Consider the following 26429-nt stretch of genomic DNA (forward strand, 5'->3'; position numbering starts at 1 on the left):
TCTTTTCTTATATTTAAATGAATCAATTCAATAAGATCCCATGCTTACGCAAGACCTTTTCATCCACCACGTCTATTTCTGGCTCGCCAATCCTGAAAGCAAAGAAGACCACGCTGCATTGCTGGCAGGGCTCGAAGCATTGGCCAAAGTGCCGTCGATACAACAGTTTCACATTGGTGTGCCTGCATCCACCAACCGCGATGTGATTGAAACAACTTACCAGTTCTCCTGGCTCGCCGTTTTCCCCTCAAGGGAGGCGCAGGATGAGTACCAGGACGACCCCCTGCACCTCCACTTTGTGGCAACCTGTAAACACCTCTGGAAAAAAGTAACCGTCTACGATTCTATTGCGGCCTATTAACCCAAATGCACCGGTATGAGCGCACGTTATAAAATCTACATTTTCTTCCTGAGCACCATTCTTTTCATCAGTTGCGACAGGGTAACCAAGGACCTTGCGAAAAAACACCTGATGAACAAGCCCACTGTTTCGTACTTCAACAAAACGGTGCAGTTGATGTATGTAGAAAACACAGGGGCTGCCATGAGTTTTGGCGATGGGCTGCCCAAAACGGCAGGGCTCTGGCTATTGGGAATACTGCCATTGGCTTTTTTGCTTTACCTGTCGGTTTACATCTTACGGCAAACGGAACAGATGCGCGCGATGAAAGTATTTTCTTTTGCGCTGATCATTTCGGGCGGGTTGGGAAACATCATAGACCGGCTTTTGTTCGACAGGCACGTAACGGATTTTATGGTGATCGGAACGGAAAGCATACGAACGGGTGTTTTCAATTTTGCAGATGTTTGTGTGTCTGCGGGAGCGATCGGGCTGCTGTTTTTTTACCGCGATAAAAAAATTGCCAAACCGGAAATACCCGCCTGATGCCATCCTACCGCAACGCAGTGATTGACGACCTGGACAACATCGTGTCTATCTACAATTCTACCATTGCCACAAGAATGGTTACGGCAGATACCGAAGAAGTTAGCACCAGCAGCAAACGCGGATGGTTTGAAGCGCACAACGAACAACTTCCTTTGTGGGTCATTGAAGACGAAGAAAAAAACACCATCGGTTGGGTAAGTTTCCAGGCGTTTTATGGAAGACCCGCGTATGCGGCCACGGCTGAGATCAGCATTTACCTTCATCACACGCAAAGAGGAAAGGGCCTGGGAAAAGAAATATTACTTTACACCATCGGCCGCGCAAAAACGCTCGGGCTTAAAACCCTGATCGGTTACATCTTCTCGCACAACCTACCCAGCCTGAAACTCTTTCGCCATGCGGGTTTTGACGAATGGGGCCATTTGCCCAACATCGCTTCGCTGGATGGAGTTGAAAGAAGCCTGCTTATATTGGGCAGGCGCATAGATTGAGAACCGCGATCCAAAAAACGCAGGATCAGAGGTTACCTTTCTTCAACTCACCAACCGCAAAATCCGCTGCCCTTGCCGTAAGCGCCATATAAGTAAGCGATGGATTCTGGCAGGCAGAAGACGTCATACACGCACCATCGGTTACAAAAACATTCTGCGCATCCCATACCTGGTTGTTTTTATTGAGCACAGATGTCTTCGGATCATTGCCCATGCGCGCCGTTCCCATTTCGTGGATGCCGTGACCAAGCGCATGGCCATTGTCCCATGTATTTATTTTTTTTACGCCCACCGCTTCAAACATGTTCTTTATCTCTTCCACGATGGCTTTGCGCATTTTGAGTTCGTTGTCTTTCATTTCGCAGTCCATTGATAAAACAGGTAATCCCCATTTGTCTTTCGCATTCCTGTCGAGCGTGATCCTGTTTTCATGATACGGAAGTATTTCACCAAACCCTGTTGCGCCTATGCCCCATCCGCCGGGTTCGGCGGCTTCGTCTTTGAACTCGCCGCCAACGCTTAGTTCTGCCACCTGCCTGTTCCAACCAAACCTGCTGGCCGCGCCCTGGTAGCCGAAGCCGCGGAGAAAATCCCGTTTATCGTTGCCCAGGTTTACAAAACGCGGTATGTAAAAACCGTTGGCCCTTCTGCCCGAATAATATTTGTCCTCGAACCCTTCTATCGAACCCGATGCGCCTAAATTGTAGTGATGATCCATTACGTTGTGCCCGAGTTGATCACTACTGCTGCCCAATCCGCCCGGCCATACATCGGTTGCCGTATTGAACAATACCCATGTTGAATTCAGTGCCGATGCGTTCAGGAAAACGATCTTCGCGTAGTACTCGTAGGTTTGGTTGGTTTCTGCATCCAGTACCTCTACGCCTTTTGCTTTTTTGGTGTTCTTATCGTAGATAAGGTTTTTCACGATCGAAAAAGGGCGCACCGTAAGGTTGCCTGTTTTCATCGCGGCGGGCAGGGTTGAAGACTGTGTGCTGAAGTATCCACCAAACTGGCAGCCTTCCCAGCACCTGTCGCGAAACTGGCACTTGGTTCTGCCTTCAATTGCTTCTGTAAGATTGGCAACGCGGCCGATGAACAGGTGCCGTTCTCCTTTGAATTTTTCTTTGATGCGTGCCGCTACATCTTTCTCTACACAATTCAGATCCATCGGTGGTAGAAAATGCCCGTCGGGCAAATGGGCCAGTCCCTCGCGCGAACCGCTGATGCCCGCGAATTTTTCTACATGGTCGTACCACGGGGCAATGTCTCTGTACCGGATGGGCCAGTCTACACCGATGCCTTCTTTTGCGTTGGCCTCAAAATCGAGATCGCTCCAGCGGTAGCTTTGCCTGCCCCACAAAATGGAGCGACCGCCCAATTGGTAGCTTCTCCACCAGGTAAAGGGTTTTACTTCGGTGTAAGGCGCTTCCTTTTCATTCACCCATGAATCCATGATCCGTTCATTGGCGGCCCATCCGCGGTGGATCACGGGGTAGGTCTCGCGTTGCGCCTGTGTTGTTTTGCCGCGGTAAGGAAACTCCCACGGGTCTTTGAACGATGTTTTGTAATCCTTGATGTGCTGGTGGTCGCGGCCACGCTCCAGCATCAATACCTTCAATCCCCTTTCGGTAAGTTCTTTGGCGGCCCATCCGCCGCTGATTCCCGATCCTACTACGATCGCATCAAATGTATTCTGTGTTTTTGCTTTGGTGTTGAGAAGTGTTGAATCGGACATGCGGTTAAGTTTGGAGTGATGGGTCAGTACCGGGCGGCTGGTGGCGGGTAAACTTTAATTTACTTCAACGCCTGGCCTGGTTCAAACCCGTCTCTAATCTAAACCTTTTTTCACTTGTACAATCCGATTAATTGATGAAATTAGGGGCATGGAATACAGGCAAATCGGGCAATCGGGAATACGGGCATCTGCGATCACGTTTGGCGCATGGGCCATTGGCGGATGGATGTGGGGCGGCGCAGACCGCAAACAGGCGCTGGAGGCGATCCTTGCATCGTACGAACACGGTGTTACGGCCATCGATACGGCACCTGTATACGGGCAGGGCACCAGCGAAGAGATCCTTGGCGAGGCCCTGAAAACATTGCCGCGCGACAAGGTGCAAGTGCTCACCAAGTTCGGCCTGCGCTGGGATCTTACAGTGGGCTCGCTGCATTTCGAACTCGACGGGGAAAAAGTGTACCGCTATGCGAAAAAAGAAAGCGTGATACTGGAATGCGAAAACTGCCTGCGCAGGCTGGGCACCGATTACATAGACCTCTTCCAACTACACTGGCCCGACCCTACCACACCCATAGCTGAAACCATGGAAGCGCTGCAGCAGCTGCTTCAACAGGGAAAGATCAGGGCCGCCGGCGTTTCCAACTATTCGGTGGAACAAATGCAGGAAGCGGAGAAAACAGTAACGCTCCAGGCAAACCAGGTTCCTTACAGTATGGTGCTGCGCGATATTGAAGCTGATATCGTTCCCTATTGCATCGAACATAAAAAAGCCGTCATCGTTTACAGTCCCATGCAACGCGGTTTGCTAACGGGCAAAATAAAACCCGGGCAACCCTTCGCCGAAGGCGATACACGCAAGGGCAACCGCTTTTTTACCGATGAGAACATCACGCGGGTAAACGCTTTTCTCGATCAATTAAGGCCGCTGTCTTCGTCAAAAAATATTTCGCTTTCGCAACTGGTGATCGCATGGACCATCAGGCGCCCCGGCATCACCCATGCCCTTGTTGGCGCACGCAATGCGGAACAGGCGGTTCAGAATGCAAAGGCAGGCGAAGTGGTTTTGAGTGACGATGAAATGAAATGGATCGATGAAAAATTAAGTGGGTTGCAACTCGTGTTTTAGTTCATTACAATTTCACCCTGATCACCGAAAAAGAATACGGCGGTAGTTCTGTATTCAGTGTTTTGTTTTTCACTTCTGCATCTTTGTTCACCGGAACGATCAATGTCGGCTGTTCAAACGAGTTCACTGCATTCATCTCATCGTTCCGTAAAACCTGCATCGTGGCTTTTGCGTTTTGATCCATCGATCCGTTCATCACAAAAGAGATGCGCTTCGTTTGGTGGAAGGTGTTTGCGATTTTTATGATGAGCTCATTGCGCGGTTTGTCTATGCACGCAGATGCATACAAACTATCCTGCCCGGCAATAACCGCATTGTTCATTTGAATGGGAACCACCGTTGTGCCGCGGTTGTTGGAGAACATTTTCTGCACGTAATAATTGGGCGTGCCATACGATTGCAGGTTGTCGAACCAGATCAGGTCGGGCGACCATTGCCACCCATCAACATGCGCAAACAATGGCGCATACGAAGCCATGTTTACAATGTCTGCATTGCGTTCGAGGCCCGTCATGAACGCAGCCTCTGCAAGCGCAGAGCGCCAGTTGTTCTTTGTTTTTCCATTGGGAATGCCAACGCTGTGCGCAGCATATTCACCGGCGAAAATTTTAGGGCCGCTGCGGTCGTAGGTATCGTAACGCGCCGCATTCTTCAAAAACCATTCGGGCGGTTTGTAATAATGTTCGTCGAGGATATCGGCGTTCATTTTGCGAAGCGTATCGTTGAGAAAATTAAACAGCTCGCCATCCGAGTAAGGACCTGTGCTGTTTACAAGCTGTATGGATGGATATTTCTGTTTGATCGCTTTTGCAAACACCGTATACCGCTCCACGTATTGCGGGCCCCATTGTTCATTGCCCACACCGATCATTTTAAGGTTGAATGGAGACGGGTGCCCCATGGCCGCACGCAGCTTTCCCCATTTGGTACTTACGGGCCCGTTGGCAAATTCGATCAGGTCGAGCGCATCCTGTATGTAAGGATCGAGCTGATCCGCAGGAACAACTTCGGATGTGTTGAACTGGCAGGCCATGCCGCAATTCAGTATCGGCAAAGGGGTGGCTCCAATATCTTCCGACAATAAAAAATATTCATAAAAGCCAAGCCCGAAACTCTGGAAATAATCCGGTGCGCTCCTGTTGGCAAACTCCGTGTTCCAACGGTTGATGATGAGTTCGCGGTCCTCAACATTACCCACCGTTTTTTTCCACTGGTAGCGGTTGGCAAGGTCGCGGCCCTCTACGATACATCCGCCCGGGAAACGCACGAAACCGGGTTTCAGATCGGCGAGCAGTTGAACAAGATCCGCACGCAACCCACCCGGCCGGTTTTTCCAGGTATCCCTCGGGAACAGCGACACCATATCGAGGTCAACCTCTCCTTTGCCCTCGAACCAGATGTTCAGTTGCGCTTTCTGGTCTGTACCGTTTGAAAGCAATGCCGCCTTGTATTTTTTCCAGGCAGCCCCGGAAGGTTCCACACTTGTGGATCCGATCACTTCACCTTTTGCGTTCACGAGTTCGATGCGCATTTTTATTTTCGCATCCTTTACGCTTCGTGCGATCACGGAGAAATCGTAGTACTTGTTTTTTTCAACGCCCATGCCCCTGAAGCCTTCGTTCGACAAACCATAATTTCCCGTAACCGCGTTTTTTACCCTGAGAAACCTGGGGTTGTTCTCTTTTTCTTTGCCCCGGTTGATCACGAGCAGGCTTCCGCCTGTGCTTCCTTTTTTCTGTTCCTTCCAGCCCATCAGCGGAACATTGAACTCGAATGAACGGTTCTTTACAAGTTCTGCATACAGGCCGCCATCGGCAGCGAGGTTTATGTCTTCGAAAAACACACCCCACATGGTGGGCCTGATGGTTGCCCTGGGCTCATTGAGTTGCACCTGGATGGTATGTGTTGTCTGCGCCGGTGTATACAATGCGGTAAACAGCAGCAGCAGGCTGAAGAAAAAGCGTTTGTTGGGTTCCATGATGGCTAATATACAAAAGAAAAACACCTTCGCGCCCGGCCCGGTGGTTTGAAAGATGCGTATCTTGCTGGAAATGTTTTCGTTTGTTGTTTGATCTCTACATGCTGCACAACCCCGATTCGCCCCACGGATACCCGTATGTGGCCATCCATGCAGGATCGGACCGTATCGTGAATATCTGCGAGGAACACATTCACATTCTTGATGTGGCAGATACGCTTTTTTTTGAAAACGATTACCTTCCCACCTACCGCTCCTTTGAACTCGATATGGCTTTACTGGATCAACTCGTGAATACTTATACGAACCAGAAGGAATACAACATCATTACAAGGTTCAATGAAGAAAAACACATCACGTTAACCTATCACTCACCCACTAACGAGGGGCCAAAAGATTACGATATCTTTACCGGCTACCCCGAAAAACGCGCGCAGCAACTGGTGGCGGATGTATACCCGCTGATGGAGGCGGTCAGGAACGAAGTGTATGCTTTGTAGTAAACGACGAACGTAAAGCGGCCGATGATTTGATTAAGTAAGATTGAAGCAGCTTAGTCCTCCACCGCCTTTTCCGCTTTTTCTCCATTCTCCACGATATCGCCCGGTTTAAAGAGAACGTTCTGCATAATCGTTTTCCATTTGGGCTTCCTGCGCAGCAGGAACTCGAGATCCATTGCAAAGTGTATGAACTCTTCCTGCTGGGTTTGCGTCATGATCTTTTTCGCTTCCTTGTCTTTCTCAAGCGAAATACGTTGTTCGTACCAACCAATCGCTTCCGCTTCTTCTGTAAGCGATGTGATCATACGCGCGAAAGTGCGCGTGTCTGCAGATAATTCTTCCGGCGGTTCGTGGTATTGATCGAAGCCCATGGTGATTGGTTTTTAGTGTGGAATGTATGTTTGCACAATGGCTGAAAAAACTATGCCGCGCCGTTTCTTTGCGGGGCGGGCGATAGCCCTGCCGGATCCAGCGGGCCTATTTTCTTGTTGTAGAACCAACCCGTAATTCCACCCAGGAAACACCCGAGTAAACTTCCACAGAATACATCAAAAGGATAATGTACACCCACATAAACCTGTCCGTAACAGATCGTGGCCGCCCACACAAAAAACAGGTAGCGCCATTTTTTTGCCAACGGCAGCAGCGTTAAAAAAGCAAACATCGCGAAGCCGAAATGATTGGTTGCATGAGACGATGGAAAACTATACCCGCCGGAACAATTGTTCAGTATCAACCGCATTTCTCCCGCTAATACATCATCGCGGCAGGGCCGAAGGCGCCCGAAAAGCGGTTTGAGTAAATGGCTGCTGGTCTGATCCGTGATCGTTACCGTTACAATGGCAAAAAGGATCCATGGCCATGCGCGCCTGCCAAAATTATGAAGCGCTAAAATGATCAGGAAAAGGTACAGCGGCACCCAGGCATTCCCTTCGCGGTACCAGGGAAAGATGCTGTCGAGCAGGGGGCTGGTCCATTGCGTGTTGACCTTGAGAAAGAGCCATGTATCCCACTGGCTGATCCAGGTCCATGCTTTTTCAAAAAAAGAGGTCAGAAGAGTGATCGACGGCATATGTAAAGATAATGCAAGAAACCTCCGTTTAAAAAATTGCCGGCAGCTTGTGTAATTTTTTCAAAAAAAGTATCTTACTGGTATGAGAACGTTATTTTTCATTTGCTGCCTTGCCGCGGCAACCAGTGTTTCCGCGCAGAAACCATCCACTCCCGATTCTGTGCCGAAAACCTCGCTTAAAAACCTCGCCACCGCCGGGCGGTTATGGCGCAGCCTGCCCGATACCATTGTTACCGGGGACGATGCGGCACCGATCGACAGGATGCCGAATGCCATTACTGCCAAACCCGTTCCTCCCGTTTTCAGGGGCAACAACGGCCGCGGGTTCGATGTTTACGAATCACAGCTGGATGGCATGCCCATTCTTATGCCCGACAGCGCCAACAAAGCTTCGCTCAATTATGGTTCGGTAAAAAAGGTACCGGGTGTTTACCTGGTGCCGGGGCCGAAAATGTACAAGGTTCCCAAGGCAGGGGGCCGAAGGGAGCCGTGATCATTGCTTTACGGCACAGTCTAAAGATCGTTGATCAGGATTTCTTTTTTGCGATGATGATCATACGGGGCGATTTTCTTACATCGTACCTGCCGAGTTGATAGTCGCCAAACACCTCCTGCACCTGCATGTCCTGGTAGGCAAGCATGTCTGTAAAATCGCCCAGCGAAAATTTGGCCACGCGCTCGGTATACAAATGTTTCGGCGCCTTGTCTAACTGGTCCGTTACCTGGATCTGTTTGAAGAAATGCTCCTCATCCTGCCATTTTGTAATATGAAAAGTAGTATCGCCGATGGTGGTGGTGAATGTTTTTTCCAGGCGGTCTTCCGAGTAATGAACATTGAGGTAGTCGATCACAAAAATACCGCCCGGCTGCAAACTCTGCGCAATGGTGCGGATCGCATTGTCGTGCTCGCGTCTGGTTCTGAAATAACCAAAGCTTGTAAAAAAGTTAAACGCGTACCCGAAATAATTGATCCAGAACGGCAGCCGCATATCGTGTTGAAAAAAATGCAGGTGTTCGTCTTCGTCCTTTTTCGCCTCTTCGATGGAGGCTGCAGAAAGATCTATTCCCGTTACATCAAACCCCATATCGGCCAGTGCCTTGCTGTGCCTGCCCTTACCGCAGGCCACATCCACCATCCTGCTCCCTTTGGGCGGATCGAGGTACCGGATCAATGTGTTGATGAACTGCAATGCCTCCTCCTCGTCCCTGTGCTGGTAGAGCAAATGGTAGTAGTGTGAATTGAACCAATCTTTGTACCAGGCTTTATCCGGCATAATTCTGCATTATGCTGCAAAATTACGACAGCAGGGCAAACAAAAAATTTCTATTATGTTTGCATCCCTTAAAAAATCTTTTCATGGCATTGATCAAAAGCATTTCCGGTATCCGTGGAACCATTGGTGGGAGAACGGGTGATACATTGAGTCCGCTTGATGTTGTTAAATTCACAGCTGCTTTCGGAACCTGGCTCTCGCAACAGGGTGATAACAGGAAAGTGATCATCGGCCGCGATGGAAGGATCAGTGGCGAGATGGTACAACGGCTCGTGGTGAGTACGCTCAACGCACTCGGGCTCGATGTTGTTGACCTCGGCCTCAGCACCACGCCCACCGTTGAGATGGCCGTTGTGTTTGAAAAAGCCGCGGGCGGGATCATCCTTACCGCCAGCCATAACCCGAAAGAGTGGAACGCACTGAAGCTGCTCAACAGCAAAGGTGAATTCATCAACGGCGAAATTGGTGCGAAAGTGCTCGAGATCGCTGCAAACGAAGATTTCGTTTTTGCGGGGGTTGACCAGCTCGGCGCTTATTCAACCAATGAAAATGCTTTACAGCAACACATCGATGCCGTGGTTAATTACCCGCTGGTAGATGTTGCGGCCATCAAAAAAGCGAAGTTCAACATTGTACTGGACGCCATCAACAGCACCGGCGCCATTGCCGTTCCGCAGTTGCTGAAGGCCCTTGGTGTTAAGGATATATCTGTACTGAACGGCGAAGTGAACGGTAAATTTGCGCACAACCCCGAGCCGCTCCCGGAAAATTTATCAGGACTCTGCAACGAAGTGAAGAAACAAAATGCCGATCTCGGTATTGCCGTTGACCCGGATGTTGACCGCCTTTGTTTTGTATGCGAAGACGGAACCTTGTTTGGCGAGGAATATACACTTGTAGCGGTTGCCGACTACGTACTGCGCAACCGGAAAGGCAATACGGTGAGCAATATGTCTTCTACCCGCGCACTGAAAGATGTAACCGTGAAACACGGAGGCGAATACACACCGAGCGCAGTAGGCGAAGTAAATGTGGTGAATAAGATGAAAGCCACAAACGCAGTGATCGGCGGCGAAGGCAACGGCGGCATCATTGTTCCCGACCTTCATTATGGAAGGGATGCGCTGATCGGAATCGCATTGTTCCTGACACATCTCGCAAAAGAAAAAAAATCTGCAAGACAGTTACGCAACACCTACCCGGATTATTTCATGAGCAAAAATAAAATTGAGCTCACACCGGGTTTCGACCTGAAAAAGATCTTCGATCACATCAAAAAGAAATACAAAAAGAACGAGATCAATACAGAAGACGGGCTCAAGATCGAGTTCGAAAACGACTGGGTTCACCTCCGAACCAGCAACACCGAGCCCATCATCCGCATCTACGCCGAAAGCAATTTCGAAACCACGGCAAGCAACATTGCACAGAAACTGATGCAGGATATCAAAGAGGCGATGTAATATTTGGGGTTTGGGATGATTTTGTGGTAAAGGGTTAAAGAAGTTAAGAAAGTTTGGCGTTCGACGGGTATGTCAGCTGCTGATCTTCTTTAACTGCTTTAGCCCTTTTAACTTCCCTCAACTTGAGATCAGGGCGCACAACTCTCCAAGTTTTCCTACTTTTGCACCATGCAAAGAATTTACCTGGACAATGCAGCCACTACCCCGCTTGATCCGCAGGTGCTGGAAGCGATGATGCCGTTTTTGACGACCAATTTTGGCAACCCGTCTTCTATCTACAGTTACGGCCGCGAATCGCGGATGGCGATCGAGAATGCGAGGAAGAGCGTGGCAAAAACGCTGAACGCCCACCCCGCAGAGATCTTCTTTACCAGCGGCGGAACGGAGAGCAGCAACACCGCGATACTGGCCGCTGTACGCGACCTGGGGTGCAAACACATCATCTCTTCGGTTATCGAACACCATGCCACCACGCATACGGTTGAATACCTGTACCACAACGGCGAAGCAAGCCTCAGCTACGTAAAACTGCTGCCCAACGGGCATGTGGACCTGGAAGACCTTGAGAAACTATTGGCAGAAAGCGAGGAGAAATGCCTGGTAACACTCATGCATGCCAACAACGAGATCGGCAATATGCTCGATATACATTCGGTTGGCGAGCTTTGTAAATTATACAACGCTATTTTTCACAGCGATACCGTACAAACGGTTGGCCATTTTCCTTTCGACCTGAGAAATACACCGGTGCATTTTGTTACCGGTGCCGGGCATAAATTTCACGGGCCCAAAGGTGTTGGACTTCTATACATCAATGAGAATGTAAAGATCAAACCATTTGTACACGGCGGAAGCCAGGAAAGGAACATGCGCGCGGGAACGGAGAATCTTTATGGCATCGTTGGTTTTGCAAAAGCATTACAGCTTGCCACCGATGGTTACGAGAACGACAGCGCCTACATCAAAGGTTTGAAAGTATACATGATGGAGCAGCTGAAACGCAATGTAAAAGGCGTTTCGTTCAATGGCGACCCGTTGGGAAGAAGCCTGTACACGGTTCTGAGTGTAAGTTTTCCAAAAACCGAGAAAAGCGAGATGATCCTTTTCAACCTCGACATCAACAACATCTGCGCCAGCGGCGGCAGCGCCTGCACAAGCGGCGCCGACCAGGGTTCGCACGTTATCCGCGCCATCAACAACAACCCCAACCAGGTAACCGTTCGCTTCTCTTTCAGCAAACACAACACAAAGGAAGAAATCGATACGGTTGTTGAAAAATTGAAGGACCTGATTTAAACGTCAATAAGTGATCATTGCCCTTAGAAGAAAAAGCGATCCCATTTCAGAGATCGCTTTTTCTTATTGCATCAACAACGTTAATCAAAGATTGGCGTTGGCTGCGTGTTGTTAGTTATAGTCTTCTTCGTTGAACTCATCATCCTCTTCCTGCATCATTCCGAGGTTCATCATGCTGCCCATGAGGTCTTTGAACTCGATCTTTCCATCGATCACTTTTTTGCTGATCATTGAGTAAGACGACAACCCGTGCAATACAAATTCCATCAGCAACGCGTTTTCCGATTCGTTTGCATGGGGGAAATATTTTTTTACGAAACCGTAGAGGCCATCTACTTTGTAGAGATGCGCGATCTTGTCGGCGTCTTTCATGTCGAGCAGCAGATCGAGGTGATTGCCTGCATCGAACCAGCGTGTGATGGTCTTGTATGGATTTTCCGGTTCTTTTTCTTCTGCCGATCTCTTGCCGCTTGGCTTTCTTTTCTTCGCCTGCTCGGGATTCGGGAAATATTGTACAAAAAGGGTGCGGATGGATTTATCAACAAGATTAACCGCAACCTGGTACGGGCCCTCCTGTTCTCCTTCGTACACCAATTCTATTTTGCCCGTGATGGCGGGGATGATGCCTGCCAGATCGCTGATCCAGACCTGTGTTTTGGCTTCGTTGTGAATGATCGCCCTGCGTTCGGCGCTGCTCACCGCATTCTCAAATGCAGCGATCGTTAAACGCGCACTCACACCACTTTTCTTGTCAACGTATTCGTTCGAACGCGCCTCAAATGCCACCTGTTCCACCAAACGCTTTACCAGGTCGCTTACCGCTACTCTTTGTTTCTGCACATCGAGTATATCGGCTTCCTGTTCTGTAATGGCGAGCGATGTATTGATGTCTTTCGGGTAATGCGTTAAGATCTGGCTCTCGATCCTGTCTTTCAACGGCGTTACAATGCTGCCGCGGTTGGTATAGTCTTCCGGGTTTGCGGTAAACACGAACAGGATATCCAACGGCATACGGAGTTTGAACCCGCGGATCTGTATATCGCCTTCCTGCAGGATATTGAACAGCGCCACCTGGATGCGCGCCTGCAGATCGGGCAATTCATTGATTACAAAAATGCCGCGGTTGCTGCGCGGGATGATGCCGTAGTGGATCACTTTCTCATCCGCAAAACTCAATTTCAGGTTGGCCGCTTTGATGGGGTCGATGTCACCGATCAGGTCTGCCACGCTCACATCAGGCGTTGCCAATTTTTCGCCGTAGCGTTCGCTCCGGTGTACCCATTGTATGGGTGTTTCGTCTGCATGCTCCGCAATCAGGTCTTTCGCAAATTTGCTGAGTGGGTTCATGGGATCATCGTTTACTTCACTGCCTGCAACCACGGGTATGTATTCATCGAGCAGGTCGATCATCTGCCGGGCCATCCTTGTTTTTGCCTGTCCCCGCAGCCCGAGGAACAGGATGTTGTGGCGGCTCAGCAGCGCTCTTTCCGTATCAGGGATAACCGTGTCTTCGTAACCCAATATTCCCTCGAACGGGTTCTCCCTGTTCTGCATAGACCTGATGAGGTTATCGCGTACTTCTTCCTTGATCGATTTTGGCGTATAACCACTTTTCTTAAGGTCCCCTAATGTTTTGATTTGCTCAATTTGCATGTTGCTTGTTATTTTCAGTTGCTTTTTCCTGTTATTGTTTTTGATTTTTCTTTATGGAACATCATCATGCATTCATAAAATGCATTGGTACATATCGCTATTCACCGATCAAGTTTTGTGGCCGGGTCAGTACACCGTTTTCCGTTTCCCGCTCTCAAAATCTTTGAAGATAAACGCGCCCAGTTTGTCGAGCGATGCAAAGAATGCTTTGCCATTGTTCATCTCTGTAAACTCCTGCACAAATTTCTGCAGGTATGGATCTGATGCGATCATGAATGTGGTGATGGGTATCTTCAGTTTCTTGCATTGCGCCGCCAGGTTGATGCAGCGGTTCACCACTTTCCGGTCGAGGCCAAAGCTGTTCTTGTAGTATTTCTTACCGATCTTCAGGCAGGTGGGTTTGCCATCCGTGATCATGAAGATCTGTTTGTTTGGATTCTTTCTCCTGCGCAGCAGATCCATCGCAAGTTCCAGCCCTGCCACGGTATTGGTGTGGTAAGGCCCCACCTGCAGGTAAGGAAGGTCCTTGATCTCGATGCTCCAGGCATCGTTTCCAAATACCACGATATCCAAAGTGTCTTTGGGATATTTTGTGGTGATGAGTTCGCTCAGTGCCATCGCCACTTTTTTCGCCGGCGTGATCCGGTCTTCGCCGTAGAGGATCATCGAGTGCGAGATATCGATCATCAGTACGGTAGAGGTCTGCGTCTTGAAATCACTTTCCCTGATCTGCAGGTCGTCTTCCTGCATCGAAAAACTCTCCACGCCCCGGTTGATCTGTGCGTTGCGGATGCTTTCCGTAAAATCGATCTGTTCCAGCATATCCCCAAACTGGAAGGGGCGCGTATCGGGATTGACCTCATCGCCCTGCCCCGGCTTGAACGTCTGGTGATTGCCCTGCCTGCTTTTCTTCAGCTTGCCAAAGATCTCTTCCAGGCTTTTCTTGCGTATGGTCTGCTCCGATTTACCGGTGATGGAGAAACTGCCGTCCTGTTCGTTTTCTTTCAGGTAGCCGTTCTGTTTGAGATCGTCGATAAAATCGCCCATGCCATATTCATCATCGGTGAGTTTGTACTGGTTATCGAGCTGGTTGAGCCAGTCCAGGGCCTCCGCCGCATCCCCGTTTGTATAGGTGAGCAACTGCATGAAAATATCGAGCAACTGTTCAAATTTGCTCTTCCCGTTTTCATTGGGATCAAAATGTACAAACCGGTGTCCGATCATAACTGTAAGCTAGTGAAAAAAATTGCGTGTATAGTATTAACGGATTTTCCTCTAAAAGGTTTACACCCCGGGTAAGGATCTGGAATACCACGAACAAGAAACGAGCCGGTTTTCATGGGCCTGGTGTAATAAGGCCTCTCACTTGAAAACTCCCTCAAACAAAAACGACCGGCGTGTTTAGCCGGTCGTTTTTCTATTAATGCAAGAATTTTTCCAATGCCTATGGTTTCGGTTTCGCGTCGGCAGGAGCTTTACCGCCGGCTGAATCCTGTGGCGTCATCACTTTTCCGGGGATCTGGATCCTCGGGTTGTAAGCCTCATAGATCTCCTGGATGCCCCGTAAATAGTTTTCTGCCGAGCGCCTGTCTTCGGCCATATTCTCTGCTTTATCACCTGTTAAAGTGCTGTAGAACACGATCTGCTGTTCAAGGTCCTTCTTCACCGCATTTCCTACTTTACGTGCGAGCACGGTATCGCCTGCCTGCAGCGCCGCTTCCATAAAGCGAAGCGAGGTAAGGTTGTGCATATTGCCGCGGCTGCTTGCGCCATAAGGGAAATTGCCTCCCTGGTCGAGCATTTTGTCTGCCCGCTCAAGTACCTTCTTCGCATCCTCGTTCCTGTTCTTTGCAGAAAGATCTGTTGCGAGTGCCGTGTAAGCGGTGCGGATGGTGTTGAGGTGACGGCGGTTCTCCTCATCAAAGTAAACGCCTTTTTTGTCTGCATTTCCGAATGCGAATACTTTCATTGCTTTCTCGTACATCCAATCGGTGTTAACGCGGCTGTTTTCTACCGGCACCAGGCGGTACGTCAGTCCATCCCTGCGGATGTATTTATCGAAACCAAGTTCTGCCGAATTGCTGGTGAAGTAGATCGGCCTGTTCCATTTGTTTGCCGCAATGATGTTGAGCAACGCAAGATCGTTCTTGCCCAACGCGCCTTTCGGTATGTCGAAACGAACTTCGCTCACAATGCTGTCGTTCGCATTAACGGTACCGTTTTTCAGCACCAGCGCCCTGTCTACCGGAACGGAAACCTTTCTTACCGGGAACGTATTCAACCCTTCTGTGCTTCTTGTAAAATCCTTTTTAGCAGGATCGTCGCTGCCCACATAATTTTTCATCATGTCGTACAGGTCAAAATAAGTGCTTTCCGAAATACCTGCCTGTGGCCTGTACACGATGTAATCGCGTTTACCGCCTTCTATCTGTTCTGGTGTCCAGATCACATCCACAGGATCGCTCTGGTTCACTTTGTAACGGAGTTCGTTGATGTACCAGTCGATACCCAACAGGCTGAAGTTGATCACACGGATATCCGGACGAATGCCTTCTACTTCCTGCGCATACCACAGCGGGTAAGTATCGTTATCACCGTAAGTGAAGAGGATCGCGTTTGGCGCACAGCTTTCAAGGTAATCTTTGGCAAGGTCGCGCGGTAATTGCTTGTTGCTGCGGTCGTGGTCGTCCCACTCCTGCTGCGCCATCAATACCGGTACCGCGAGCAATACCACGAAAGAAAGCATCGCGAGGGTTTTCTTGTCCTTGATGCCTTTCAGAACAAAAGGCAAACCATATGCTACCAGTCCGAATACGATCATCAGTCCTGCCGCAAAAGCGATCGCTCCGCCGCCTGCGCCGCCTGCCGCGCCTAAAATGGCGAATACGGCTGAAAGGACAATACCCGACATCAGCACGGAGTTGATGATTTTCTGGTTCCATGAAGATGCGATTTCAAAAATATACACGACGCTTAAGCCGATCCAGATCGCAAATGCATAGAAGCTTCCTACGTATGCATAGTCACGTTCACGTGGCTGGTAGCCGGCCTGGTTGAGGTACAACACGATCGCCAACCCGGTAAAAAAGAAGAGCAGGAGGTTTACAATGCCATCGCCTTTTCTTCTTTTGAACTGGTAGAACAACCCGATCATTCCCAACACAAGCGGCAACAGGAAAAGCTTGTTGTTGGCCTTGTTGTTTTTCAGGCTGTCGGGCATCACGCTCTGGTCGCCATACATCAGGTTATCCGATGGAAGGCCCGAGATCCAGTTTCCGTCTCTCACGTTGCCGGCAAACAATCCCTGGTTATCGTTCTGTTTTCCTGCGAAGTTCCACATGAAGTAGCGGAAGTACATCCAGTATACCTGGTAGCCTGCAAAGAATTTAACGTTGTCGGCCTGCGTTGGTTCCCTTTCCCACTGTCCTTCCCGCGAACGGTTGATGCCGAGGTAATAGCCATAGTAATCCGCATGACTCTGGTCGTTGCTTGCATCCCACACACGCGGGAACACCATTTTGTCTTCTGCGCGGTACACATATTTTTTGTCTTTACCCAGCTCGATGTATTTGTCGTGCGATTTCTGGTAACGCATGCTCGTTTCTTTCAGATCATACGGCTGCGATGTGAATCTTTGCCCGTACAAAAGCGGGAAGTCGCCATACTGTTCACGGCTGAGGTAACCAACAAGGCTGTTAGGATTATCCACGTTGTACATATCCACCGAAGGGTTGGCACTGCTCCGGATCATGGTGGTGAGGTAGGTACTGTACCCGATGAGCATGAATACAAAGCACCATATGCCCAGGCGCAGGTACGCCATCGATCTTTTGCTGGCGATGCGCAGCCCAACCCAGCAGAGTATGGCGAGCAATATAAAGAAGAAGGTAAATCCTGAGAAGAATGGCGCGCCAAACCCGTTCACGAACCAGATATCGAACATACCGGCGGCTTTGATGGAATACTGTATCACGGCAACCTGTACCACACCGGTGATCACACAACCGAGTACAAAGAAAATATAGGTTCCGCCCCAGAGCGCCTTGTTTTGTTTGCCGAACCTTTCAACAAGGTAAAGCAGGCCGATGGCTATCGCCGTTCCGAACAGTACAAGTGAAGGGATGGTTCCATCTGTAGGCAATGAGCTGCCCGATGCTTCCATGGAAGCCATGATGAATGCACCGATCACACCAACGATGCCCCCGCCGATGAGCAGGGTGAGGAACCATTTGCGGATCTTTGCATAGTTGAAGCCGTCTCTCCTGCGGAAATAATACACCATTACGATGGCAGGGATGGTAAGGAGGTTCAACAGGTGAACACCGATGGACAGCCCCATGAGGAAGAAGATGAACACGATCCACCTGTCTGCGCCCGGCTCTTCTGCATTGGCCTCCCATTTAAGGATTGCCCAGAATACAATGGCGGTGAAGAAAGAAGAAAGCGCGTACACCTCGCCTTCTACGGCGCTGTACCAGAAAGAATCGCTGAAGGTATAGGCAAGTGCACCAACCACACCTGCGCCCATGATGGCCCATGCCTGTGAAGAAGTAAGCACATCGCTGGTTTTCACATGCACGATGCGGCGCGCGAAATGCGTGATCGTCCAGAATAAAAATAAAATAGTAAAGCCGCTGCCCAGCGCGCTCATGATGTTCACGGCTTTGGCCGCATGCAGCGGGTTATCGCCAAACAATACAATGAACACACGGCCCAGCAACACGAACAAAGGCGCTCCCGGCGGGTGAGGAATCTGGAGTTTAAAACAACTGCTCACAAACTCACCGCAATCCCAGAAACTGCCGCCGGCTTCTGCTGTTAAAATGTAAACGGAACAGGCAATTACACAAACTACCCACCCAACCATGTTATTGATCTTCTTAAACTGCATTGGTTTTGGTTTTTTAAGACTGGCAAACATAGCTTTTATTGGCTAAAATGGGATGCACCGCATCGATTTTTTGAGAAGATTTAGAGAGTTGGGCATTTGGCGTTTGCCAGCGGAATCGGGTTGTCACGTGGTTCAAATGACCAGGCGGTTAAAGGGGTCGCGTGTACCTGCCGGTAAACTACCGAACCTGTCTGGCCCGGTTTGTCCATTTGCGCAACCCGCCATTTTAACCATCCGGCAACCAATCTCCATCCGATCTCTCCCAACTGATTCCTATCTTTGCCGCCCGATGAACAACAAACGTACAGTCGCTTTTCACACCCTGGGGTGTAAACTGAACTTTTCAGAAACCTCTACGCTTTCGCGTATGCTGGAGAATGAAGGGTTTGAGAAAAGGGCGTTTGAGGACCTGGCCGATGTGTACGTGATCAATACCTGCTCCGTTACCGATAACGCCGACAAAGAATGCCGCCACCTCGTACGCCGCATCCAGCGGAAGGCGCCGGAGAGTTTTGTGGTAATTACGGGGTGTTATGCGCAGCTTAAACCAAAAGAGATCGCATCCATCCCGGGGGTTGACCTTGTATTGGGCGCGGCCGAAAAATTCAACATTGCGCAGCACATTGGCCAGTTGGCCAAAGGCGATGCGGCCAGAATATGCAGTTGCGATATCGAAGATGTGAGCGGTTTTACCGCCTCTTTCTCGCAAAACGACCGCACCCGTACTTTTTTAAAGGTGCAGGATGGCTGCGATTACAACTGCTCCTTCTGTACCATACCCATGGCGCGCGGCAAAAGCAGGAGCGATACCATTGCCCATGTGGTTAAGGAAGCGGAACAGCTTGCCAAAGACGGCGTAAAGGAAATCGTGCTCACCGGTGTTAACCTTGGTGATTTCGGGAAAGGCGCAGACGGCAACGGGAAAGACGAAAATTTCTTCGGCCTTGTAAAGGCGCTCGATAAAGTGGAGGGAATAGAACGCTACCGCATTTCTTCCATCGAACCGAATTTATTAACCAACGAGATCATCGAATTTGTTGCAAACAGCAACCGGTTCATGCCGCATTTCCATATCCCGCTGCAGAGCGGGAGCAATGATATCCTTGGTTTGATGAGAAGAAGATACAGGAGAGAACTGTATGCAGACCGCATCGGCCTCATCAAAAAACTGATGCCGCATTGCGCCGTTGGTGTGGATGTGATCGTTGGCTTTCCCGGGGAAACGGATGCGCATTTCCAGGAGACCTTCGATTTTCTCCATGCACTCGATGTGTCGTACCTGCACGTGTTTACTTATTCAGAGCGCGACCATACCAAGGCACTGGAAATAAAACCGGTTGTTCCGATCCACATCCGCAACGAGCGCAACAAAACGCTTCGCAATCTTTCCTACATGAAAATGCAATACTTCACCAGCCAGTTTACCGGGCAGACACGCAAGGTGCTGTTTGAAGCATTTAATAAAAATGGAATGATGGAAGGATATACAGACAACTACCTCCGCATTACCACGCCGCACAGGCAGGAATGGGCGAACGAGCTTGTTGACTGGACGATGTAACGATCGGGAGTTGCAGGTTCGCGGCACTAAATCGGCGACAAATATTCTGCAGGAAATTCGACCACCATTACCTGCCCTAAACTTTCCAGTTTTACATATACTTTCTTTTTGCCGCCCCGCAAAACGGTTCCTTCATTACCCATGAACACGCCGTGGTTCACTTTGATCTTCGTTTCTTCCTTGAAACCTTCCTGCGAGAGGATGAAGATGCTGGCGTCTTTTTCGGCGAGGTATCTTTTGATGGTGTCTACTTCTTCGTTCTTGATCACAGCCGGTTTCCCGAGATAATACACAAAATTGAGGACGCCGTCTGTCATGAGCACTTTGGCGCGTTCGCTGTCCTCTATCCTTACAAACACATAGGATTTGAAAAGCGGCTCCTCGATCACTTTTTTCCGGTCGCTCCACTGGCGCTCTATTTTCTGCAAAGGGCACCAGCTCTCAATACCTTTACGGATCAATACGCTGTCGATCTTTTTTTCCCAGCGGGGCTTTGTATAAAGCGCGTACCATTTTTTCTCGGGCATGGAAACAGGGCGTTAGGCGTTTGAGATTAAGGACCAGGAGCTTGAACGATCCAAAGATAGCTCAAACTCCTGCTCCAAATTTCTCCTTTTACTTTTGCGCGGTTTGTGTCTTCAACTTCGCCATTTCACTGATCAGGTGAACGGTTTCGTCGATGTACATATCGGTTTTCAACCCTTTGAGCCAGGCTTTGTACAGTTCGCCTTTCTGTTCGCTCGGGTTGTTGTAGAATTTGTCTTTATCGGCATCTACCACGTAAACATTCAGTTCTTCCTTGCTCTTCAGCAAAGTGTTGTTCTGGTTTACGGTTGCGATCACTTTTTTCAAGCGTTCGCGGTAGGTATTCAGGTTCAGCGAAGTGGGCAATTCATTGTTCCGGTTGAGCCATTGCAGGTTTGTATTGAGCAAAGTGAGATTGGCATTGGCTTTTACTTTTGCATTTGCATTGGCTACAACAGAAGAAAAATCATATCCGCCGTTCCATGGTGTATAAGGCACTTTCGGGATTTCATCGTAAGGCAAGGCTTCGGGATTGTCTTTCTCGCGCGCCTTGTAATACTCATACGGATCCGGTAACACCACATCAGGAACAATTCCTTTCAATTGCGTAGAACCGCCGTTTACACGGTAGAATTTCTGGAAGGTCAATGTCATGGCACCCAGGTCTGTTCTCGTACTGAATGCGTCGTTGGGTTTACCAAGCGGTATCTGGCGCTGCACCGTTCCTTTGCCATAGGTTGATGTGCTGCCGATGATGATGCCACGTTTGTAATCCTGTATCGCCCCTGCAAAGATCTCGCTCGCAGATGCGCTGAATTCATTTACCATTACGGCAAGTGGCCCATCGTACAAAACGGATTCGTCGCCGTCTCTCCAGGTATTGGCGTCTATTTTTCCGCCTCTTTCTTTCACCTGTACAACAGGGCCGCTCTTAATGAAAAGGCCTACCATCTTCACTACCTCGTACAAGGCACCGCCACCGTTGTTGCGTACATCGATCACGATCCCGTCTACTTTTTCTGCTTTGAGTTTGACCACTTCCCTTGCCACATCCTGCGAGCAGCGGTGCCCGTTCTCGTTTTCGAAATCGGCGTAGAAATCGGGCAGCCATATGTAACCGATCTTGTCTTTTCCGTTCTGAACAACGGCGCTGCGCACATCGAGTTCATCCTGTACCACTTCTTCGCGGATCAGGCTTACAACCTGTACGGAACCGTCTTGTTTTTTGAGGGTAAGTTTTACTTCTGTTCCTTTGTTTCCGCGGATCAGTTTAACCGCATCGGTTGTTTCAAAACCGGTGATGTCAACCGGCTCCGCATCTCCCTGTGCCACCTTGGTGATCACATCGTTCACCACCACTTTCCCCGATTTCCAGGCTGCGCCGCCGGTAACCAGCGTTGCGATCTTCACGCCCGCATCGTCTTTCTGGAGGCTGGCGCCGATGCCGTAGAATTTTCCGCTCATGCGCTCATCAAACGCCCTTTTTTCCACCGGCGGAAAATAATCGCTGTGCGGATCCATCAGGTTTGTTACCACGTTGATGTACGAGTTGAAACGATCGTCTTCCTTGAATGTTTTTGAAATACGATCGTATGTTTCGTTCATTGTTTTCAGCACTTTCTCCCTTGCTTCTCTTTCAAGCGTTGAATCGGCCTTGAACTTGAAATCTTTTGCGCCCTTGTTCTTTTCGCGCTGTTCAAGTGCATCCACATAACGCTCGAGGGTGTAGTATTTCATTTTCTTTCTCCACCGTTCTTTTCTTTCCGCTTCGCCGTTTACGTAATTGAGTTTATCGCCATCGGTAACAATGGATTCGTCTTTCGTAAAATCAAAGGGTTTGGAAAGAATGTCTTTATAGATCGCCCGCACTTCCTTGATGCGCTGGTCATAGATCTTACTTACCTCCGGCGCAAACATCACTTCCTGTGTGCCGTGGATCTCATCGTCGAGCGTGGTCTCGTATTTTTTCAAAATGTTGATGTCAGACTGAAGAAAATGCGATTTATCGCCATCGAGTTCTTCGATGAACCGTTTGAATACTTTTCTTGAAAAATCGTCGTTGATATTTTTCGGACTGTAATGGTTTTCCTCGAGAATCTGCCCTACTCCCGCCAATAGTCTTTGTTTCAGTGTGATGATGATATCAGTTGAACCATGGCTGGTTGACCTGAAAGCAAAGAACAGGCCCCCGAACAATACGATGGCCAGGACCAGTAACCCTTTTCTACTCTTCATAAATTGCGTAAATTTTTGCATGACTGTTCTCAAAAATAACCCAAAAAGCCATCCGCCCGGTCAACGCTTTTCCCAATTAACAAAGGTTTTGATGGAAGGTAATTTTAAAGGGATATAAAAAATGCGTTCCAAGTAATGTTGATTTTACCTATTTTTGCAATCCCAAAAACGGAGGTTGTAGCTCAGTTGGTTAGAGCGCTAGTTTGTGGCACTAGAGGTCGGGGGTTCGAACCCCCTCATCCTCCCTCTAAAACCTATCTGCACAAAGCGGGTAGGTTTTTAAATTTAAATACATGCAGTCAGGATTGGTGCTGGTTCCCTTGCTTACCGCGTTTACGGGTTGGCTGGTTGGATGGATGTTGATCAGGGTACTGCTGAACCTGAACCCGCAAAACCGCTCCCGGCCTGGCTTCCGGGGGTCTTCTCCATCCATACAACAGGAACTTGCCGAGAAAGTTGGCGGGCTGGTAGGCGAAACATTGTGGGCGCAGGAACTGGTGGGCGAAAAGCTTTCCGATCCGGCTCATCTTGAGCGCCTGATGCCATTGATCGAAAAGGAGGTTGACGAATTTTTACGCGTAAAACTGCCTGCAAAAATGCCCATGATCGGGATGCTGGTGGGAGAAAGAACGATCGGTGAACTGAAATCGGTTTTCATAGCAGAATTAAAGGAACTTTTCCCGGTGGTGATGAAAAACTACATGAACGGGTTGCGGGCCGGAATGGATCCCGCCAGGCTGGTCTCCGAAAAGATCGCCGCACTTCCTGCCGGCAAACTGGAAGAAATGGTACGGGTACTGGTGGGAAACAAGGGCAGAAAGGTAGCGCTTTTGGGGGCGGGCATCGGGTTGGTCATCGGTTTCGTTCAGGTATTTATACTGGTAAACCTCTGATCACCGACAAAACCGGGTGGGGATGGAGGCGAAAGCCGCTGTTTACCCACTTGAAACTGCCATATTACCGCTGGTGTAATGAAAATCGGGTAAAAAAGCCCGGTAACGGAGATTTGTACAATAATTATAAGCATACACACATGAGAAAATTTTTAGCTTTTATCGCGGTAACCCTTTTGGCGCTGCCGGCGTTTTCGCAAATGCCGGGCGGTATGGGAATGCGGCCGGGTGGCGCGGGCCAGGGTGGAAACATCGGCCATTTGTATGGCAAGCTGGTAGACAGCAAAACCAACAAAGGCATCGAGGGCGTAACCGTTCAGTTGCTGGGCAACAGGTTCGACACCGTGACCAAAAAAATGAAAGAAGTATCGATCGGTACCCTCATCACCAAACAAAATGGTGATTTCAGCTTTGATAACCTGTCTGTAATGGGCAAATACAAACTCAAAGCCTCCGCGCTCAACTACAAACCAATTGAACAACAGGCTGGCTTCGACATCAAAATGCCACAGGGCGGTGGCGCTGATATGCAGCAGATGCTGGGTATGGCCGATAAAGACCTTGGCAACATAAAAATGGAAGCAGATGCAACCGACCTCGGCAACGTAACCGTTACAGCATCGGCCAAACCACAATTTGAGATGGGTATCGACCGGAAAGTATTCAACGTGGATAAAAACCTCGTGAGCACAGGACAAACCGCTACCGAGATCATGAAAAACATACCGGCACTGAACGTAGACATCGATGGCAACGTTACCTTGCGCAACGCATCGCCGACGATCTTTATCGACAACAGGCCCACGACGCTTACACTCGACCAGATCCCTGCAGACATCATTGAAAAAGTGGAGCTCATCACCAACCCGTCGGCAAAATTCGACGCATCGGGCGGCAATGCAGGTATCCTCAACATTGTACTGAAGAAAAACAAGAAGACCGGTTACAACGGCGGTATCAGGACAGGTGTTGATTCGCGTGGCAAGATCAACCTCGGCGGCGACCTCAACCTCCGCCAGAACAAACTGAACCTTTCGCTGAGCGGAAATTACAACCAGCGCAAATCTTTATCGGAAGGCATTGTAGACAGGAACACTTTCTCTTCATCAAGCACCGTTCACAATACCAGCAATGGCACCAACAGTGGTTTCTTTGGTTTTTACCGTGCGGGACTGGATTTCTTCGCTGATAACAGGAACACTTTCTCCATTGCGGCAAATTTCAACCGCGGCGAATTCAACAACGAGCAGAACCAGCGTGTTGATTCAACCGTAAAAACCGTATACACCGCTTACAACAATATCTCGCAAACAAGCCATTCGGTGTTCCAGAATTTCGGATCACAGTTCAGCTACAAACACAATTTTGCGAAGAACGGGCATGATCTTTCTGCTGATGTGAACTACAACTCAAGCAAGAACGACAACCTCAACAACATCAATACACAAACCTATAATCCGAACGGCACCATCAAGGCGCCGGGTCTTCAGCAGCGCACGATCGGTAACGGAACAAACAAGTTCTACACCATCCAGGCCGATTACGAAAACCCGATCAGCGACGACACCAAGTTTGAAGCGGGCGCCAGGACAGCGGTGCGTGATTTCAACAACCTGAGCGACCAATACCTGTACAATTCCGGCACCGGAACGTATGTGTTGGTTCCGGCCATCAGCAACAAATACAAGTTCCACGACCAGGTTTCTGCAGCGTATGCAACGTACAGCTTCAAAGCAGGCAAATGGAGCTACCTTTTGGGATTTCGTGCAGAGAGCTCGAATTACACAGGCACTTTGTTGAATTCAAAAGGACAGGATTCATCACAGTTCAAAGTGAATTATCCTTTGAGCCTTTTCCCGAGTGCGTTCGTTACGTACAGAATCGACGACAAACAGGATTTCCAGTTGAACTATTCACGCCGTATCAACCGTCCTAATTTCTTCCAGCTGATGCCGTTCCCTGATTATTCTGATCCACAGAACATCAACATCGGTAATGCAGGATTGAACCCCGAATTCACCAACTCTTTCGAGGTATCGTACAACGACGCTTACAAACGCAATGCGAACTTCCTCGCAACCGTGTTCTTCAAGCATACAACAAACCTGATCACGCGTTTCACAGATTTCCGCCCGAATGACCTTACGCCGGCAACAGGCGACAGCGCATTCTTTACCACGTATATCAATGCAAATGCGAGTTATACAACCGGTCTTGAGTTAACCAACAAATTGCCGGTAACAAAATGGTGGGACCTGACCGTGAACGCAAACCTGTTCTATTCAGACATCGATGCATCAACACCGGCAACGGCAACCATGCCGGCACAAACGATCAAGAATTCGATGTTCAGCTGGTTTGCAAAAATGAACAGCACATTCAAGGTAGCAAAAGGATTGTCTGTACAATTCAGCGGCGACTACCAGGCGAAAAGCGTGTTACCGCCCAGTTCAGGCGGTGGCGGCGGACGAGGCGGTGGCGGCGGCGGTGGTATGATGTTCGGTGGCCCGCAGGCTACTGCACAGGGCTACAACCTGCCACGTTATGGTTTCGACCTCGCGATCCGTAAAGACTGGACCTGGAAGAATGGCCAAAGCGGTTCACTGACACTCAGCATGAACGATGTGTTCCGCACACAGGTATTCAAATCTTATTCTGAAAGCATCTACTTCACACAAAACAGCGAGAGAAGAAGAGACCAGCAGGTATTGCGCCTCAACTTCAACTACCGCTTCGGCAAGTTTGACGCAACCCTGTTCAAACGCAAAAACACAAAAGCAGAACAAGGGGGAGGACAGGATATGATGCAAGGAAACCAATAAAATTAATAATTAGGAATTA

21 protein-coding genes and 1 tRNA gene are annotated in these 26429 nt (G+C 49.3%); 12 read left to right on the forward strand and 10 right to left on the reverse strand.

Annotation, left to right across the window (positions count from 1 at the left end):
• Positions 1-40 precede the first annotated feature (40 nt).
• From GWC95_RS13980 to GWC95_RS13990, 3 genes are read left to right on the forward strand one after another with little or no spacing between them, the layout of a single operon-like run.
• Positions 41-361 carry a Dabb family protein gene (locus GWC95_RS13980; protein WP_161819343.1) on the forward strand — a complete coding sequence of 107 codons (321 nt, stop codon included), beginning with the start codon at positions 41-43 and terminating at the stop codon, positions 359-361.
• A gap of 15 nt (positions 362-376) precedes the next feature.
• The gene (gene lspA, locus GWC95_RS13985) at positions 377-886 is read left to right on the forward strand and encodes a signal peptidase II (RefSeq protein WP_161819344.1); all 510 of its coding nucleotides are present in this window, start codon (positions 377-379) and stop codon (positions 884-886) included.
• Positions 886-1380: a GNAT family N-acetyltransferase gene (locus tag GWC95_RS13990; protein ID WP_161819345.1), complete on the forward strand. Its 495-nt coding sequence runs from the start codon at positions 886-888 to the stop codon at positions 1378-1380. The genes lspA and GWC95_RS13990 overlap by 1 nt, the downstream gene beginning before the upstream one ends.
• A 25-nt stretch (positions 1381-1405) precedes the next feature.
• On the opposite strand, the gene GWC95_RS13995 is transcribed toward GWC95_RS13990, so the two are convergent.
• Positions 1406-3118, reverse strand: coding sequence for a GMC oxidoreductase (locus GWC95_RS13995; protein WP_161819346.1), 1713 nt, complete (start codon positions 3116-3118; stop codon positions 1406-1408).
• Between the two features lie 148 nt (positions 3119-3266).
• On the opposite strand from GWC95_RS13995, the gene GWC95_RS14000 reads away from it, so the two are divergent.
• Positions 3267-4247 carry an aldo/keto reductase gene (locus tag GWC95_RS14000; RefSeq protein WP_161819347.1) on the forward strand — a complete coding sequence of 327 codons (981 nt, stop codon included), beginning with the start codon at positions 3267-3269 and terminating at the stop codon, positions 4245-4247.
• 4 nt (positions 4248-4251) lie between these two features.
• On the opposite strand, the gene GWC95_RS14005 is transcribed toward GWC95_RS14000, so the two are convergent.
• Positions 4252-6225, reverse strand: a complete 1974-nt coding sequence (locus GWC95_RS14005) for an alpha-L-arabinofuranosidase C-terminal domain-containing protein (RefSeq protein ID WP_161819348.1) — start codon at positions 6223-6225, stop codon at positions 4252-4254.
• A gap of 83 nt (positions 6226-6308) precedes the next feature.
• Between GWC95_RS14005 and GWC95_RS14010 the strand changes: the two genes are divergently transcribed.
• Positions 6309-6725, forward strand: coding sequence for a hypothetical protein (locus GWC95_RS14010; protein ID WP_161819349.1), 417 nt, complete (start codon positions 6309-6311; stop codon positions 6723-6725).
• A gap of 53 nt (positions 6726-6778) precedes the next feature.
• Here the strand turns inward: GWC95_RS14010 and GWC95_RS14015 are convergent, their stop codons facing one another.
• Together GWC95_RS14015 and GWC95_RS14020 are read right to left on the reverse strand one after the other, a co-directional pair.
• On the reverse strand, positions 6779-7096 hold the full coding sequence (locus tag GWC95_RS14015; protein ID WP_161819350.1) for a ferritin family protein: 318 nt from the start codon (positions 7094-7096) through the stop codon (positions 6779-6781).
• Positions 7097-7146: 50 nt separating this feature from the next.
• Positions 7147-7797 (reverse strand): phosphatase PAP2 family protein, encoded by a 651-nt coding sequence (locus GWC95_RS14020; protein ID WP_161819351.1) that lies wholly within the window; start codon positions 7795-7797, stop codon positions 7147-7149.
• Between the two features lie 82 nt (positions 7798-7879).
• Between GWC95_RS14020 and GWC95_RS14025 the strand changes: the two genes are divergently transcribed.
• A complete protein-coding gene (locus GWC95_RS14025; RefSeq protein ID WP_161819352.1) occupies positions 7880-8290 on the forward strand; it encodes a hypothetical protein in 411 nt (136 codons plus the stop codon).
• A 34-nt stretch (positions 8291-8324) separates the two neighbouring features.
• Here the strand turns inward: GWC95_RS14025 and GWC95_RS14030 are convergent, their stop codons facing one another.
• Positions 8325-9071, reverse strand: a complete 747-nt coding sequence (locus GWC95_RS14030) for a class I SAM-dependent methyltransferase (RefSeq protein ID WP_161819353.1) — start codon at positions 9069-9071, stop codon at positions 8325-8327.
• An 83-nt stretch (positions 9072-9154) separates the two neighbouring features.
• Between GWC95_RS14030 and glmM the strand changes: the two genes are divergently transcribed.
• Both glmM and GWC95_RS14040 read left to right on the forward strand, forming a co-directional pair.
• Positions 9155-10534: a phosphoglucosamine mutase gene (gene glmM, locus GWC95_RS14035; RefSeq protein ID WP_161819354.1), complete on the forward strand. Its 1380-nt coding sequence runs from the start codon at positions 9155-9157 to the stop codon at positions 10532-10534.
• A gap of 168 nt (positions 10535-10702) precedes the next feature.
• Positions 10703-11830, forward strand: coding sequence for a cysteine desulfurase family protein (locus GWC95_RS14040; RefSeq protein WP_161819355.1), 1128 nt, complete (start codon positions 10703-10705; stop codon positions 11828-11830).
• 111 nt (positions 11831-11941) lie between these two features.
• Here the strand turns inward: GWC95_RS14040 and GWC95_RS14045 are convergent, their stop codons facing one another.
• The 3 genes from GWC95_RS14045 to GWC95_RS19785 form a co-directional block, all read right to left on the reverse strand.
• Positions 11942-13483: a sigma 54-interacting transcriptional regulator gene (locus GWC95_RS14045; RefSeq protein WP_161819356.1), complete on the reverse strand. Its 1542-nt coding sequence runs from the start codon at positions 13481-13483 to the stop codon at positions 11942-11944.
• A gap of 126 nt (positions 13484-13609) precedes the next feature.
• A complete protein-coding gene (locus GWC95_RS14050; RefSeq protein WP_161819357.1) occupies positions 13610-14707 on the reverse strand; it encodes a vWA domain-containing protein in 1098 nt (365 codons plus the stop codon).
• A 220-nt stretch (positions 14708-14927) separates the two neighbouring features.
• Positions 14928-18374, reverse strand: a complete 3447-nt coding sequence (locus tag GWC95_RS19785) for a glycosyltransferase family 117 protein (RefSeq protein ID WP_237722162.1) — start codon at positions 18372-18374, stop codon at positions 14928-14930.
• 289 nt (positions 18375-18663) lie between these two features.
• Between GWC95_RS19785 and mtaB the strand changes: the two genes are divergently transcribed.
• Complete coding sequence (mtaB, locus tag GWC95_RS14060; protein ID WP_161819358.1) at positions 18664-19935, forward strand: tRNA (N(6)-L-threonylcarbamoyladenosine(37)-C(2))-methylthiotransferase MtaB; 1272 nt, start codon at positions 18664-18666, stop codon at positions 19933-19935.
• Positions 19936-19961: 26 nt separating this feature from the next.
• On the opposite strand, the gene GWC95_RS14065 is transcribed toward mtaB, so the two are convergent.
• Together GWC95_RS14065 and GWC95_RS14070 are read right to left on the reverse strand one after the other, a co-directional pair.
• Positions 19962-20462, reverse strand: a complete 501-nt coding sequence (locus GWC95_RS14065) for a UpxY family transcription antiterminator (RefSeq protein WP_161819359.1) — start codon at positions 20460-20462, stop codon at positions 19962-19964.
• Positions 20463-20550: 88 nt separating this feature from the next.
• Positions 20551-22695 carry a carboxy terminal-processing peptidase gene (locus tag GWC95_RS14070; RefSeq protein WP_161819360.1) on the reverse strand — a complete coding sequence of 715 codons (2145 nt, stop codon included), beginning with the start codon at positions 22693-22695 and terminating at the stop codon, positions 20551-20553.
• Positions 22696-22866: 171 nt separating this feature from the next.
• On the opposite strand from GWC95_RS14070, the gene GWC95_RS14075 reads away from it, so the two are divergent.
• The 3 genes from GWC95_RS14075 (at position 22867) to GWC95_RS14085 (ending at position 26410) form a co-directional block, all read left to right on the forward strand.
• Positions 22867-22940: transfer RNA gene (locus tag GWC95_RS14075), tRNA-His, on the forward strand.
• 48 nt (positions 22941-22988) lie between these two features.
• A complete protein-coding gene (locus GWC95_RS14080) occupies positions 22989-23588 on the forward strand; it encodes a DUF445 domain-containing protein (protein WP_161819361.1) in 600 nt (199 codons plus the stop codon).
• Between the two features lie 140 nt (positions 23589-23728).
• Positions 23729-26410 carry a TonB-dependent receptor domain-containing protein gene (locus GWC95_RS14085; RefSeq protein ID WP_237722163.1) on the forward strand — a complete coding sequence of 894 codons (2682 nt, stop codon included), beginning with the start codon at positions 23729-23731 and terminating at the stop codon, positions 26408-26410.
• Positions 26411-26429: the final 19 nt, after the last annotated feature.

The sequence above is a fragment of the Sediminibacterium roseum genome (assembly GCF_009939005.1).
Lineage (GTDB): Bacteria > Bacteroidota > Bacteroidia > Chitinophagales > Chitinophagaceae > Sediminibacterium > Sediminibacterium roseum.

Coding starts and splice junctions, on each gene's coding strand:
- glmM (WP_161819354.1), top strand. CDS start 9,155: ATGGCATTGATCAAAAGCATTTCCGGTATCCGTGGAACCATTGGTGGG.
- GWC95_RS14005 (WP_161819348.1), bottom strand. CDS start 6,225: ATGGAACCCAACAAACGCTTTTTCTTCAGCCTGCTGCTGCTGTTTACC.
- GWC95_RS13990 (WP_161819345.1), top strand. CDS start 886: ATGCCATCCTACCGCAACGCAGTGATTGACGACCTGGACAACATCGTG.
- mtaB (WP_161819358.1), top strand. CDS start 18,664: ATGAACAACAAACGTACAGTCGCTTTTCACACCCTGGGGTGTAAACTG.
- GWC95_RS14085 (WP_237722163.1), top strand. CDS start 23,729: ATGAGAAAATTTTTAGCTTTTATCGCGGTAACCCTTTTGGCGCTGCCG.
- GWC95_RS14020 (WP_161819351.1), bottom strand. CDS start 7,797: ATGCCGTCGATCACTCTTCTGACCTCTTTTTTTGAAAAAGCATGGACC.
- GWC95_RS14045 (WP_161819356.1), bottom strand. CDS start 13,483: ATGCAAATTGAGCAAATCAAAACATTAGGGGACCTTAAGAAAAGTGGT.
- GWC95_RS14050 (WP_161819357.1), bottom strand. CDS start 14,707: ATGATCGGACACCGGTTTGTACATTTTGATCCCAATGAAAACGGGAAG.
- GWC95_RS14015 (WP_161819350.1), bottom strand. CDS start 7,096: ATGGGCTTCGATCAATACCACGAACCGCCGGAAGAATTATCTGCAGAC.
- GWC95_RS14065 (WP_161819359.1), bottom strand. CDS start 20,462: ATGCCCGAGAAAAAATGGTACGCGCTTTATACAAAGCCCCGCTGGGAA.
- GWC95_RS19785 (WP_237722162.1), bottom strand. CDS start 18,374: ATGCAGTTTAAGAAGATCAATAACATGGTTGGGTGGGTAGTTTGTGTA.
- GWC95_RS14030 (WP_161819353.1), bottom strand. CDS start 9,071: ATGCCGGATAAAGCCTGGTACAAAGATTGGTTCAATTCACACTACTAC.
- GWC95_RS14080 (WP_161819361.1), top strand. CDS start 22,989: ATGCAGTCAGGATTGGTGCTGGTTCCCTTGCTTACCGCGTTTACGGGT.
- GWC95_RS13980 (WP_161819343.1), top strand. CDS start 41: ATGCTTACGCAAGACCTTTTCATCCACCACGTCTATTTCTGGCTCGCC.
- GWC95_RS14025 (WP_161819352.1), top strand. CDS start 7,880: ATGAGAACGTTATTTTTCATTTGCTGCCTTGCCGCGGCAACCAGTGTT.
- GWC95_RS13995 (WP_161819346.1), bottom strand. CDS start 3,118: ATGTCCGATTCAACACTTCTCAACACCAAAGCAAAAACACAGAATACA.
- GWC95_RS14040 (WP_161819355.1), top strand. CDS start 10,703: ATGCAAAGAATTTACCTGGACAATGCAGCCACTACCCCGCTTGATCCG.
- lspA (WP_161819344.1), top strand. CDS start 377: ATGAGCGCACGTTATAAAATCTACATTTTCTTCCTGAGCACCATTCTT.
- GWC95_RS14000 (WP_161819347.1), top strand. CDS start 3,267: ATGGAATACAGGCAAATCGGGCAATCGGGAATACGGGCATCTGCGATC.
- GWC95_RS14070 (WP_161819360.1), bottom strand. CDS start 22,695: ATGAAGAGTAGAAAAGGGTTACTGGTCCTGGCCATCGTATTGTTCGGG.